This window comes from Peribacillus sp. R9-11, from assembly GCF_031345095.1.
GTDB classification, from domain to species: domain Bacteria; phylum Bacillota; class Bacilli; order Bacillales; family DSM-1321; genus Peribacillus; species Peribacillus butanolivorans.
The window spans coordinates 4,235,318-4,247,723 of the sequence record NZ_CP133763.1 but is presented as its reverse complement, the minus strand read 5'-3'; the positions used below and the strand labels follow the sequence as shown (position 1 = coordinate 4,247,723).

Sequence of the window (12,406 nt, the reverse complement as noted above, 5' to 3'; positions counted from 1 at the left end):
ACGAGAAGGGAAGGAGTAATAATTCCGATGTGGCTACAAATTATTTTTCTTGCTTTTGCAGTAAGTATTGACGGTTTTGGCGTAGGTTTGACATTTGGTATGCGAAAGATGAAAATCCCCTTAAAGTCAATAGCGGTCATTTCATTTTGTTCGGCACTGAGTTTAGGCATTGCGATGGTCATCGGGCAGTTCATCAGTCAGCTTATTTCTGTCGGAGCGGCTGAAAAAACTGGGGGCATCATTCTCATTTTTCTTGGTGCCTGGATGGTATACCAGTATTTTAAGCCTGATAAGGAATTGAACGACGAGAGATATCATGAAAAAATCATCTTTAACTTTGAAATTAAATCACTTGGAGTAGTCATAAATATTTTACAAAAACCATTGAATGCCGATTTTGACAAATCAGGAACAATTACTGGTGTTGAAGCACTTGTTCTCGGGTTTGCACTTTCGCTTGATGCGTTCGGAGCTGGAGTTGGAGCAGCTATGATCGGGATTTCTCCGATTATTCTCGCAATATGTATCGCTGTAATGAGTTCAATCTTCATTTGGAGCGGACTTCAAAGCGGGAAATTGCTTTCAAATAATAAAATTGTGCAGCAGTTAACCTTTCTTCCGGGCGTGCTATTGATTTTAATTGGTGTATTCAAGTTATAATAATTGATTTAAAAGGGGGAGCTTATGGGACAAATCATTGGAATCACCGGGGGGATTGCAAGCGGGAAAAGCAGCGTCAGCCTTTATATACAGGAACTCGGTTTCACGATTGTAGATGCAGATGTGGCCTCCCGCGCAGTCGTAGAGCCAGGTGAAGAAGCCTACCATCAAGTAGTAAAAGCTTTTGGTGAAAATATTTTATTGGTGGATGGCAATATTGATCGGGTGAAATTAGGGTCTATTATATTTCATGATCAAGAAAAGAGATTGCTTTTAAATAGTATCGTGCACCCTGCTGTTAGGAATTGGATGCGTCTAAAAACGGAAAAGGCACTCGCTGCAGGAGAAGAAACGGTATTTATGGATATTCCGCTCCTATTCGAAAGTAAGTTAACATTCATGGTTGAAAAGACTCTATTGGTATATGTAGATGAGCGCGTTCAATTGGAACGCTTAATGAACCGGAATGGATTATCAGAGACAGATGCACTTGCAAGAATTCAATCACAGATGCCGTTAGCTGATAAAAAAGTTTTAGCGGATGCGGTCATTGATAATAATGGGAATCTTGAGGAAACAAAGAAGCAGGTTAAAACCGTACTTTGCAATTGGAATGTCTTATAAATGAGAAAAAAGGGAGAAGCCTTATGGTTTCTTCCTTTTATTTTGAAAAAATAACAACAATCCGCATTTTTATTAGCACAATTGCACTCAATTATGTTATACTAATTACATATGAGAGGTAATAAGTATAACATTAATATTTTCAGGAGGGTCCGAACAATGAATTCAAGAATAGCGATTAACGGATTTGGGAGAATTGGAAGAATGGTTTTCCGAAAGGCCATATTAGATGAGAGTTTGGACATTGTTGCCATTAATGCAAGCTATCCTGCTGAAACTTTAGCCCACTTACTAAAATATGATACGATCCATGGTAAATTCGACGGTATAATTGTAGCGGAAGATGATTCACTTGTAGTGAATGGCCGCCGTGTACAACTAATAAATAACCGCGATCCAAAGCAATTGCCTTGGAAAGAGATGAACATAGATATTGTAATCGAAGCTACGGGCAAATTCAATGATCGTTCTAAAGCGGCTCTTCATTTAGATGCAGGGGCAAAAAGAGTTATTTTATCCGCTCCGGGTAAAAATGAAGACGTTACCATTGTAATGGGCGTCAATCAGGAAGCGCTAGAAATTGACAAGCATTTTGTTATATCCAATGCATCTTGTACAACTAACTGCCTTGGACCAGTTGCGAAAGTGCTCGATGAAAAATTCGGCATTGACAACGGTTTAATGACAACGATTCATTCTTATACAAATGACCAAAATAATATCGATAACCCGCACAAAGACTTAAGACGTGCTCGTGCAGCTGCAGAAAGTATCATTCCTACGACAACAGGAGCGGCTAAAGCCATCTCTCTAGTTTTGCCTCAATTAAAAGGCAAGCTTCACGGTATGGCGATACGTGTACCAACACCTAACGTTTCTTTAGTCGATCTTGTTGTGGACTTAAATCATGATGTAACGATTGATGAAGTGAACCAAGCATTCATTGACGCATCAGAAAATGAACTTAAAGGGATTATGGAATTCACGACAGAACCTCTTGTTTCGAGTGACTTCAAAACTAATCCGCACTCTGCAATCATCGATGGTCTATCAACGATGATGATTGGGAATAGAAAAGTGAAAGTCCTTGCTTGGTATGATAACGAGTGGGGTTACTCAAACCGTGTAGTGGATCTTGTAAATTTAGTAGCTTCCGAGTTGAAAAAAACTTCAGAAGTTCAATTATCTGCTAATTAGTTGAATAAACCCGAGTCTGCTGAGTCTTTTAGCGGGCTCGGGTTTATTTTTAGCGAATTTTTAATTCTATTTTTAGCGGTTTAATGTGAAATTTTTTTTGCGAAGTGATAAACTGCTATGAAATGATTCAAAGGGCAAGGACTTCATTAAGAAAGCCCTTACATTTTTTTGTATAAACATTATCTTGCCGAAAATTCAAAATGGCAGTTGCAAAAAAATTTCAAACAATATATACTATGAATCGTGAACTTCTTCAAAAGAGAGTTTGCACGATGGCTACTTAAAGGGTTAGGACCTCTTTGGACTAACTTTCCCCCGTGGTAGTTGTTAGAAGTTATGTAATTTTTAATCATGGTAAGGGGGAAGCTTAAAATGGAAACAGCTTACACTATGGAAACAATGGGTAGACATGTCATTTCTGAACTTTGGGGTTGTGACTTTGAAAAACTGAACAATATTGATTTGATTGAAAAGATTTTTGTTGATGCTGCATTGAAGTCAGGTGCAGAGGTTCGCGAAGTAGCCTTCCACAAGTTTGCTCCACAAGGAGTAAGTGGGGTTGTCATCATTTCTGAATCACATTTAACGATTCACAGTTTTCCAGAACACGGCTATGCAAGCATTGATGTCTATACATGTGGTAATTTGGATCCGAATATTGCGGCAAACTATATTGCTGAAGCTTTGAATGCGCAAACACGTGAAAACATTGAACTTCCACGTGGATTAGGTCCGGTACAAATGAAAAAAGCCAATATAAGTGCCCTATAAAAAACGTATACACAGAGATGCCATGGGTGCATCTCTTTTTTAATGCAATAAATTAGCAAGCCCGCTTTAAACTAAAGATTGTGACTAGTAAAAAGCATAAAGACTCTGATAACGCTCCTTCAAAAAAGTGCCTACTGTTGGAAGTTACACTTTTTACTTGTACTGGTTGTTCCTTTTAATATAAGATTGAGATAGAAGAGTAAATCCTTGGGGAACATTTAGATAGGGGAGTCCTACATAAAATACGGAGCTGATAATGATGAAATGCCCATCATGTCAATATAATGGAACAAGAGTGCTCGATTCCAGGCCAGTCGATGAAAGTAAATCGATTCGACGACGCCGTGAATGTGAGGCATGTGGTTTTCGATTCACGACATTTGAAAAGGTAGAGGAAACGCCGCTGATTGTAGTGAAAAAAGGCGGGACACGGGAAGAGTTCAGTCGTGATAAAATCCTACGTGGCTTAATCAGGGCCTGCGAAAAACGTCCAGTTCCACTAAAGGAATTGGAGCAAATTACCAGTTATGTAGAAAAGGAATTGCGCAACCAGGGCATCGCAGAAGTGAAAAGTGACAATGTCGGCGAAATGGTGATGGACAAACTGGCAGAAGTCGATGAGGTTGCCTATGTTAGATTCGCTTCCGTATATCGACAATTTAAAGATATTAATGTCTTTATTGATGAATTGAAAGATTTAATAAATAAAGAAAGAAAGTAGAGCTGAAGATTTACTTTGGCTCTTTTTTCACTACATCTTTTGAAAGGTTTGAATGGAGATGTCAATGCATTGGCAAGAATTGCTCCCAGCGGATTCATACTTGGTTTCATCTGCGGGGCTGCTTCATGATTATGATCGGAAAATACTAACCCGACTATATCAACCTCTTATTGGACCGATCTGTATTAGCCTATACATGACGTTATGGAGTGAGTTAGAGGAAAATCGGCTCTGGTCGGAAGCTTCCTCACATTATCAATTAATGAATACAATTGGCCTTAAATTAGGCGATATTTACGAAGCACGCCTTTTGCTTGAGGGAATCGGACTGCTGAATGTGTATAAGAAATCGAAAGAAGATACGAAGGAATTTATTTACGAATTGAATTCGCCGCTGTCACCTCAACAGTTTTTCACTGATGGTATGCTGAATATATACTTATACAAAAAAATTGGCAAAGTACAATTTAACCGGTTAAAGAGATTCTTTTGCGATGATCACATTTTAACGGATCAGTATGAAAGTGTGACAAAATCTTTTGCAGAGGTGTTTTCATCAGATCATTTGGACTCCTTATATGTAACAGATGAAGCGAAAAACGAATGGAAACCTTTGCCCGAACAGCAATATATCAATCGAGCGGATGGAGTCGAGCCATCGGGATTTGACGGCTTATTTGATTTTGACCTTTTGTTAGCCGGAATAAAATCATCAATCGTGCCGAAAAAGGCCTTTACTCCGAAAATAAAAAGTACGATTGCCAAACTTGCCTTTTTATATGGCATTGATCCGCTTGAAATGCAAAAACTAGTTATGGATGCCGTTTCATTGGATGATGAGATCGACGAGGAAATATTAAGAAAGGCGGCAAGGGACTGGTACCAAATCGAGCGACAGGCCGATATGCCTTCCCTTGTCAATCGCGTGCAGCCGATACGTGAACGAACACAAAAAGAAGAACCGAAAACGCAGGAACAAGAGCTAATCCGTCATTTGGAGACGATTTCCCCGCGCGACCGTCTGATGCAGTTGTCAGGCGGTGCAGAGCCATCCAGCGGTGATTTGAAAGTGGTAGAAGGTGTGATGATCAACCAAAAGCTAAATCCGGGGGTCGTCAATGTCTTAATTGAATATGTTATGCTCAAAACAGATATGAAATTCACAAAGGGCTATGTGGAAAAACTGGCGGGCCATTGGGCACGTCTGAAGGTGTCTACTGTCATCGAAGCGATGGAACTAGCTAAAAAAGAGCACCGGAAATATCAGGATTGGGCTCAGGGAAGCAGAAACGTTGCAAAAGGCGGCCGGAAAAAGACGATTCGGGAAGAAGTGGTTCCCGAATGGCTTGAGAAAAAAGAAGAAACACAGCAGGAGCAGAAAGTGGATCAGCCTGAATTGAATGAACAGAAACGCGAGCTTCAGGAGAAATGGAAGCAGTGGAAAGCAGGAGGTGAAATGAACGATGGAAAAGATTAATAGTTCCCTTAATAAATTGGCTAATACAAACCAATTTCAGGAGCGTTATGAAAAGTTAAAACAGGAAATTTTTGAAGACGAACAGGTGCGGCTATTTTTGAATGCCAATAGTTCGACTGTTACGAAGGAAATGATAGATAAAAACTTAGGGAAGCTTTATGAATTTACTTCGCAAAGTAATAAGTGTGATAAATGTCCAAGTTTGGATGGCTGTATCAATATGATGCATGGCTATTATCCCAAACTGGTTGTTCAAGGGAAGGCACTTAATTTGAATTATGAAATCTGTCCGCGGAAATTGGCAGAGGATGAAAAGCGAAAACGCGAAAAATTGATTCGCAGTCTTTATGTGCCAAAGGATATTTTAAAGGCTACCATTGAAGACTTTTCACAAACGGATGATGAAAACAAACGTTTAGGCGTTTTAGGTAAAGCGATGTCATTCATTATGGAGTATGAGCCGGGTAAAAGACAAAAAGGATTATATATTTATGGGAAGTTCGGCGTTGGCAAGACTTATTTATTGGGGGCAATTGCCAATGAACTCGCTGAAAGGCAAATATCCTCACTAATCGTCTATGTACCGGACTACTTAAGAGAACTAAAGGGCTCGATTGGCGATAATACCGTCAATGAGAAAATTGAAATGGTCAAAACGGCACCTGTTCTTATGCTGGATGATATCGGAGCCGAGTCTATGACAAGCTGGGGCCGCGATGAAGTCTTTGGGCCAATTTTGCAATTTAGGATGCTGGAAAACCTGCCTACGTTTTTCACTTCGAATTTTGACATGAATGGCCTTGAAAATCACTTAACCTTTTCACAGCGCGGTGAGAAGGAAGAAGTGAAAGCGGCCAGAGTATTGGAAAGAATTCAATATTTAGCAGAACCGGTCAAGCTTGATGGAATAAACCGGAGAAGATAGTGGAAAGTGGTCTCTTATTAGAGGTCACTTTTTTCTATTACAAGCCTTATCCTACTTCTAAACAAGTCCCTATCCCCATATACATGAAAAAAGAAGCAAGGGGGAAGGGGGGATGTCGTAGTGCAAATTTCGTTTCAAAATGATTCAGAGGCATTAAAATTACTGAATTTAGTTTCTGTCCATCCGTTAGGGGCAGAATTTCAACCATACATTCGATTTCTTCCACAACAAGGTATGTATGTGGATATGACAGAGTCAGTAGGTGATAAATGGCTAATCCTGCTCAGTGAAGTATTTCATTCTTTTTTGTTGGAAGAAAAGATGCTTCCTGTGATTGAACAAATCATAATTAGTAAATTTTTCTATAGAGAACGAGAAGAAATTGAAGCGATTACCGAAATTGCATCATCGATTATTGAAGGAGAAAGAGCTAGGTGTCAAGGGATGTTATTCAGTACGGAAAAAAAATTGATTGAGGAAGGGCTTCAAAGCATTTTGGCGGGGAAGGTGTCTTTTTCATTCGATTCCTTTACGACTTTCCGTTTAAAATCATTTCAGCATACGTTGGAAAAGTATGTGGTCAAGGCGATTGATGAATATAAGTTGGAACAGGACTATCAAAATTTTATTGCTACGCTCCGTGATTGCCTGCATGGGCAGGAGTCGAAATTACCAAAGCTTCATCTTGTCAATCGAGACGGTTTTCAATTCTATGATCAGGAATTCAGCAAGCTTGACCGTCCAAAAATCAATAGTATGATTGACAGGCGGCTCCTTGCCAAAAGTTCACTTTTTCTCGATACGGTGATACTTGCCCCGCTGTTATCGATTGCTCCGGAAAACTTGTACATCTATACCGATGACAAGGAAGAAGGCCTAATTCAAACAATGGCGCGGATTTTCGAGGAGCGGGCGACTGTCCTGCCGCTCTCAGCATTTTCGAAGGCGTTTGAATAATCTTTTTTGGGGATAATGAACTAAACAGAAAATTAACCTTGATTTTCACCGTATAACAAATTATAATTTCCTACATACTATTAAAAACAAAAGTTATGATGAGGACACGGGTATTCTAGTCGCCGATTTTCAGAGAGGGGAGCCAAAAGGCTGTAAGCTTCCTATTCGCATAGATCACTTACCACCTTTAAACTTCGGCTCGGAAAGCAATTAGATTGCGACTATGAGTTGACGGGAAGCTGCCGTTACCAAGTTACAAGTGTCATTTTGCCGTGAAAAGCAAGGTGAAACGAGGGTGGAACCGCGGGTTAATGATTATGATTATTAAGCTCGTCCCTGTTTTATACAGGGGCGGGCTTTTTGTGTTGTAATTAGATTTCTCGCTCGGATACCTATAACTGAAAACAGATTGTTCTAAAAATAAGAAGGAGTGAAACTGAATGTCTGAATTACTGAAAATATCATTTCCTGACGGAGCGGTGAAGGAGTTTGCTAAAGGTACAACTACTGAAGACATTGCTGCATCCATCAGCCCTGGTTTAAGAAAAAAATCCATTGCTGGAAAGTTCAATGGTGAATTATATGATTTGAAACGTCCAATTGAAGAAGACGGTACAATTGAAATCGTCACACAAGATGCAGCAGATGCGCTTGAAGTGCTTCGCCACAGTACAGCTCATTTGATGGCACAAGCGATCAAACGTCTTTACAAAAATGCTAAATTCGGTGTCGGCCCTGTCATCGAAGGCGGTTTTTACTACGATATGGATCTAGAGGAATCATTAACACCTGAAGATCTTCCTTTGATTGAAAAAGAAATGAAGAAAATCGTTAATGAAAACTTGGAAATTGCTCGCATCGAAGTAAGTCGTGACGAAGCCATATCTCGTTTCAAAGAAATTGGTGACGAGTATAAATTGGAATTGATCGATGCTATTCCTGCTGATCAGCAAGTAACGATCTATGAGCAAGGTGAATTCTTTGACCTTTGTCGCGGAATCCACGTTCCATCTACTGGGAAAATTAAAGAATTCAAGCTATTAAGCGTCGCCGGTGCATACTGGAGAGGCGATAGCAAAAACAAAATGCTTCAACGTATATACGGAACTGCTTTCTTTAAGAAAGAAGAACTATCCGAACACCTACGTTTCCTAGAAGAAGCTAAAGAACGTGACCATCGTAAAATCGGAAAAGAATTGAACCTGTTCATGAGCTCACAGAAAGTTGGACAAGGTCTGCCAATGTGGTTACCAAAGGGTGCGACAATTCGCCGCACAATTGAGCGATATATTGTAGATAAGGAAGAACGCCTGGGTTACGACCACGTGTACACACCTGTAATGGGAAGTGTTGACCTTTATAAAACATCTGGACACTGGGATCATTACCAGGATGATATGTTCCCAGTCATGGAGATGGAAAACGAACAGATGGTCCTGCGTCCGATGAACTGTCCGCATCACATGATGGTATATAAAAACGGCATCCACAGCTATCGCGAGCTACCAATCCGGATTGCTGAGCTTGGCTTGATGCACCGCTATGAAATGTCAGGCGCTCTTTCTGGTCTACAGCGTGTACGTGGGATGACATTGAATGATGCTCACATTTTCGTCCGTCCAGATCAAATTAAAGAAGAGTTCAAACGTGTTGTGAACTTGGTTCTGGAAGTATATAAAGATTTCGATATTAAGGATTATTCATTCCGTCTGTCTTACCGTGATCCGCAGGATAAAGAGAAGTATTTTGATGATGACGCCATGTGGGAAAAAGCACAAAGCATGCTGAAAAGCGCGATGGACGAACTTGGACTAGATTATTTTGAAGCAGAAGGTGAAGCAGCATTCTACGGTCCGAAGCTTGACGTTCAAGTACGTACAGCTTTAGGAAAAGATGAAACTCTTTCAACTGTTCAACTTGATTTCTTGCTTCCTGAACGTTTTGATCTTAACTATGTCGGTGAAGACGGCAAGCAGCACCGTCCGGTCGTTATCCATCGCGGAGTTGTTTCCACAATGGAACGTTTCGTTGCTTACTTAATCGAAGAATACAAGGGGGCATTCCCAACTTGGCTGGCACCTATCCAAGCACAAGTGATTCCGGTCTCACCAGAAGTTCATTTGGATTATGCCAAAGAAGTGCAAGAAAAACTTAAAGCAGAAGGCATCCGTGTTGATTTGGATACACGTGACGAGAAAATTGGTTATAAAATCCGTGAAGCACAAATGCAGAAAATCCCGTACATGCTGGTTGTTGGTGACAATGAAGCCCAAGAAGGCAGTGTAAACGTACGTAAATACGGTGAACAAAAATCAGAAACAGTCGCGTTTGAAGACTTTGTTTCAGCGATTAAAGCAGAAGTAAGCCGTTAACATCAAAAGAGAGACACATATTGTTGTGTCTCTCTTTTGCATAATGCATGATTAATAACAACAGCATGTGAAAGTATAGTCAACAATGAAAAGGAGTGGTCAGCATGAATAAGAAATTTTCCTATCTATTCGGGCCAACATTTCTTGTCGTCATCATCTTATTGTTACTGGATGGTTATCGACAATATGCTATTGTCCCGGTCCTGCTGTTTTGGATAGTTCTATTTGCGTGGGATGCTATTGAGAAAAAGAAAAGGGCAAAAGAAAACCCGTAACATTTGAAGACTCTAGTTAATAGATCCAAGATGTAAATTCAGCTAATTACCCAATAAAATATTTATATGAGGGAGTGGGGAGAAATGGAGATACGGAAGGCTACAAGGCAAGATGCGGGAAAATTGGCAGCTCTGTTCAATCATGTTGAAGATTCCGGGTTCATGTTGTACAATCCGGGTGAAAGAAAAGCAACAGAGAACAAATTGGAGAGGCAAATCGAGCAAATTGAAAATAACCCCCGCTCCATTTTCCTCGTTGCAGCAAGCGGCCACGACTTGATAGGATATCTCATATTATTGGGCAATGAACTTAGCAGAACAAAGCATTCTGCCAAAATTGTCATCGGCATATCCGAACAAGAGAGAGGAAAAGGAGTCGGAACGAAGCTGTTTCAAAAAATGGAGGAGCAGGCACTGGCATATGAAATCCGGCGCCTTGAATTGACAGTTATTGCTAACAACGAACCAGCACTTTCCCTTTATAAAAAGATGGGTTTTGTACTAGAAGGTACGAAGCGGGACTCATTATTTTTCGATGAAATGTATCATGACGAATACTATTTGTCTAAATTTCTTTAAAAAAACGTATTGTCAAATAACAAAATGTCTGATAAGATTAATTCTGTTGTGAAAAACGAATAAATTAGCATTTGACAAGTCATCAGTGTTTATGATATATTTCTAAAGTGAATTGAATACGTGTTTGAGGAAAAGAAGAAGCACCCGCTTCTCACCTGGTTGACGCAAACGATGCAGTTAACAGGTCATGATTTGATTATTTGGATCTTTCTGAATTAGTCTATCAGTGTGGGTGCAGCATGCATCCACACTTTTTTATTATGATTATATCCTGTAAGCGAGTTGTGAGCGTGACCGAATTGATTCAAATATTCGTATTCGCCAATATCTTTGGAGGTGGCTAACTATTAGTAAAGACGCGATGGTAAACGAGGGCATCCGAGCCCGTGAAGTTCGTCTTATTGACCAAAACGGAGAACAACTTGGAATTAAAACGAAACTCGAAGCATTGGAAATTGCCGCTCGTGTAAATCTTGATCTAGTTTTAGTTGCTGCAAATGCAAAGCCTCCGGTAGCCCGGATTATGGACTACGGAAAACACCGCTTCGAGCAGCAAAAGAAAGACAAGGAAGCACGTAAAAATCAAAAAGTTATCAGTCTTAAAGAGGTTCGTTTGAGCCCGACGATTGAAGAACATGATTTCAATACTAAGCTTCGCAACGGTATTAAATTCCTTGAAAAAGGCGATAAAGTAAAAGCTTCTATCCGTTTCAAAGGACGTGCTATTACACATAAGGAAATTGGTCAACGTGTACTCGTTCGTTTTTCTGAAGCATGTAAAGAAGTGGCTACAATCGAGCAACATCCAAAAATGGACGGACGCAGCATGTTCATTATCTTAGCACCAAAAGCCGAAAAGTAATTGTAAAGTAATTTGTAATGAGGAGGAATACCTTATGCCTAAAATGAAAACTCACCGCGGATCTGCTAAACGTTTCAAAAAGACTGGATCCGGCAAACTTAAGCGTTCTAACGCTTACACAAGCCATTTATTTGCTAACAAATCTACTAAGCAAAAGCGTAAGCTTCGCAAAGCTAGCCTTGTAAGCAAAGGTGACTTCAAACGTATTCGTCATATGCTAGACAATATTAAATAAGTTCGATTTATCGAGTTAAATAGGAGGGAAATAACATGCCACGTGTAAAAGGCGGTACTGTTACTCGCAAACGTCGTAAAAAGGTAATAAAATTAGCTAAAGGTTACTATGGCGCGAAACATATTCTTTTCAAAGTAGCTAACCAACAAGTAATGAAGTCAGGAAACTATGCTTTCCGTGACCGTCGTCAGAAAAAACGTGATTTCCGCAAACTTTGGATTACTCGTATCAACGCTGCAGCTCGCATCAACGGTCTTTCTTATAGCCGTTTAATGCATGGCTTAAAGCTTGCTGGTATCGAAGTAAACCGCAAAATGCTTGCTGATCTTGCTGTTGCTGACGAACAAGCTTTTGCTCAATTAGCAACTGCTGCTAAACAACAATTAGACAAATAAGTCTGACTGATATCAGCCACTCTCTTTTTCAAGAGGGTGGCTTTTTACATATTTAAAGGGGGAGAGAGGAATGCAAGGAGTTTGGATCATACTTGCCTTTATGTTTATCATTAACATCGTAGGCTTTGTCATAATGGGAGTCGACAAAAAGAGAGCACGCAATGGGAAGTATCGTATCAGCGAAAAGACACTCTGGTTTTGGGCAGTCATAGGTGGGGGAACTGGGACCTTTCTTGGAATGAAACATTTCCATCATAAAACGAAGCATACCTCCTTTAAGTGGGGACTGCCGGTTTTGATGGTCATCCAAATAGGGTTACTTATCAAGATCTTAATTCGATAGTCATATGTAGCTC

The 12,406-nt window shown here is 40.1% G+C and carries 15 protein-coding genes and 1 other annotated feature; all 15 genes read left to right on the top strand.

Translation table 11 applies throughout. From position 1 onward, the window contains the following. Positions 1–27 precede the first annotated feature (27 nt). The 15 genes from ytaF to RE409_RS20615 all read left to right on the top strand — a co-directional run bounded on the left by ytaF (position 28) and on the right by RE409_RS20615 (position 12,393). Positions 28–660, top strand: a complete 633-nt coding sequence (gene ytaF, locus RE409_RS20685) for a sporulation membrane protein YtaF (RefSeq protein ID WP_201186149.1) — start codon at positions 28–30, stop codon at positions 658–660. Positions 661–684: 24 nt separating this feature from the next. Then, the gene (gene coaE, locus RE409_RS20680) at positions 685–1,284 is read left to right on the top strand and encodes a dephospho-CoA kinase (RefSeq protein WP_309557997.1); all 600 of its coding nucleotides are present in this window, start codon (positions 685–687) and stop codon (positions 1,282–1,284) included. A gap of 159 nt (positions 1,285–1,443) precedes the next feature. Further along, the gene (locus RE409_RS20675) at positions 1,444–2,481 is read left to right on the top strand and encodes a glyceraldehyde-3-phosphate dehydrogenase (protein WP_201223413.1); all 1,038 of its coding nucleotides are present in this window, start codon (positions 1,444–1,446) and stop codon (positions 2,479–2,481) included. Positions 2,482–2,871: 390 nt separating this feature from the next. Continuing rightward, positions 2,872–3,252 carry an adenosylmethionine decarboxylase gene (gene speD / locus RE409_RS20670; protein WP_053348147.1) on the top strand — a complete coding sequence of 127 codons (381 nt, stop codon included), beginning with the start codon at positions 2,872–2,874 and terminating at the stop codon, positions 3,250–3,252. Between the two features lie 259 nt (positions 3,253–3,511). Next, the gene (nrdR, locus tag RE409_RS20665; protein WP_053347258.1) at positions 3,512–3,973 is read left to right on the top strand and encodes a transcriptional regulator NrdR; all 462 of its coding nucleotides are present in this window, start codon (positions 3,512–3,514) and stop codon (positions 3,971–3,973) included. Between the two features lie 58 nt (positions 3,974–4,031). Beyond that, positions 4,032–5,450 carry a replication initiation and membrane attachment family protein gene (locus RE409_RS20660; protein ID WP_190271063.1) on the top strand — a complete coding sequence of 473 codons (1,419 nt, stop codon included), beginning with the start codon at positions 4,032–4,034 and terminating at the stop codon, positions 5,448–5,450. Next, a complete protein-coding gene (gene dnaI / locus RE409_RS20655; RefSeq protein ID WP_053347256.1) occupies positions 5,437–6,375 on the top strand; it encodes a primosomal protein DnaI in 939 nt (312 codons plus the stop codon). Before RE409_RS20660 ends, dnaI begins: the two co-directional genes overlap by 14 nt. 120 nt (positions 6,376–6,495) lie before the next feature. Next, positions 6,496–7,332, top strand: a complete 837-nt coding sequence (gene ytxC / locus RE409_RS20650; RefSeq protein WP_053347255.1) for a sporulation protein YtxC — start codon at positions 6,496–6,498, stop codon at positions 7,330–7,332. A 440-nt stretch (positions 7,333–7,772) separates the two neighbouring features. Continuing rightward, positions 7,773–9,704, top strand: a complete 1,932-nt coding sequence (gene thrS, locus RE409_RS20645; RefSeq protein ID WP_056529270.1) for a threonine--tRNA ligase — start codon at positions 7,773–7,775, stop codon at positions 9,702–9,704. A gap of 104 nt (positions 9,705–9,808) precedes the next feature. Continuing rightward, positions 9,809–9,979 (top strand): hypothetical protein, encoded by a 171-nt coding sequence (locus RE409_RS20640; protein ID WP_201223415.1) that lies wholly within the window; start codon positions 9,809–9,811, stop codon positions 9,977–9,979. A gap of 84 nt (positions 9,980–10,063) precedes the next feature. Continuing rightward, complete coding sequence (locus RE409_RS20635; RefSeq protein WP_053347253.1) at positions 10,064–10,558, top strand: GNAT family N-acetyltransferase; 495 nt, start codon at positions 10,064–10,066, stop codon at positions 10,556–10,558. A 126-nt stretch (positions 10,559–10,684) separates the two neighbouring features. Continuing rightward, positions 10,685–10,821, top strand: a sequence feature (ribosomal protein L20 leader region). Positions 10,822–10,919: 98 nt separating this feature from the next. Then, entirely contained in the window at positions 10,920–11,420 is a 501-nt protein-coding gene (gene infC, locus RE409_RS20630) for a translation initiation factor IF-3 (protein ID WP_053347252.1), read from the top strand. Between the two features lie 34 nt (positions 11,421–11,454). Continuing rightward, positions 11,455–11,655: a 50S ribosomal protein L35 gene (gene rpmI, locus RE409_RS20625; protein ID WP_034309070.1), complete on the top strand. Its 201-nt coding sequence runs from the start codon at positions 11,455–11,457 to the stop codon at positions 11,653–11,655. 35 nt (positions 11,656–11,690) lie between these two features. Beyond that, positions 11,691–12,050, top strand: coding sequence for a 50S ribosomal protein L20 (rplT, locus tag RE409_RS20620; protein ID WP_034309067.1), 360 nt, complete (start codon positions 11,691–11,693; stop codon positions 12,048–12,050). 70 nt (positions 12,051–12,120) lie between these two features. Beyond that, entirely contained in the window at positions 12,121–12,393 is a 273-nt protein-coding gene (locus RE409_RS20615; protein WP_053347251.1) for a DUF1294 domain-containing protein, read from the top strand. Positions 12,394–12,406 lie beyond the last annotated feature (13 nt).

Coding starts and splice junctions, on each gene's coding strand:
- ytaF (WP_201186149.1), top strand. CDS start 28: ATGTGGCTACAAATTATTTTTCTTGCTTTTGCAGTAAGTATTGACGGT.
- RE409_RS20660 (WP_190271063.1), top strand. CDS start 4,032: ATGTCAATGCATTGGCAAGAATTGCTCCCAGCGGATTCATACTTGGTT.
- RE409_RS20635 (WP_053347253.1), top strand. CDS start 10,064: ATGGAGATACGGAAGGCTACAAGGCAAGATGCGGGAAAATTGGCAGCT.
- nrdR (WP_053347258.1), top strand. CDS start 3,512: ATGAAATGCCCATCATGTCAATATAATGGAACAAGAGTGCTCGATTCC.
- rplT (WP_034309067.1), top strand. CDS start 11,691: ATGCCACGTGTAAAAGGCGGTACTGTTACTCGCAAACGTCGTAAAAAG.
- coaE (WP_309557997.1), top strand. CDS start 685: ATGGGACAAATCATTGGAATCACCGGGGGGATTGCAAGCGGGAAAAGC.
- rpmI (WP_034309070.1), top strand. CDS start 11,455: ATGCCTAAAATGAAAACTCACCGCGGATCTGCTAAACGTTTCAAAAAG.
- thrS (WP_056529270.1), top strand. CDS start 7,773: ATGTCTGAATTACTGAAAATATCATTTCCTGACGGAGCGGTGAAGGAG.
- infC (WP_053347252.1), top strand. CDS start 10,920: ATGGTAAACGAGGGCATCCGAGCCCGTGAAGTTCGTCTTATTGACCAA.
- RE409_RS20615 (WP_053347251.1), top strand. CDS start 12,121: ATGCAAGGAGTTTGGATCATACTTGCCTTTATGTTTATCATTAACATC.
- RE409_RS20675 (WP_201223413.1), top strand. CDS start 1,444: ATGAATTCAAGAATAGCGATTAACGGATTTGGGAGAATTGGAAGAATG.
- speD (WP_053348147.1), top strand. CDS start 2,872: ATGGAAACAATGGGTAGACATGTCATTTCTGAACTTTGGGGTTGTGAC.
- RE409_RS20640 (WP_201223415.1), top strand. CDS start 9,809: ATGAATAAGAAATTTTCCTATCTATTCGGGCCAACATTTCTTGTCGTC.
- dnaI (WP_053347256.1), top strand. CDS start 5,437: ATGGAAAAGATTAATAGTTCCCTTAATAAATTGGCTAATACAAACCAA.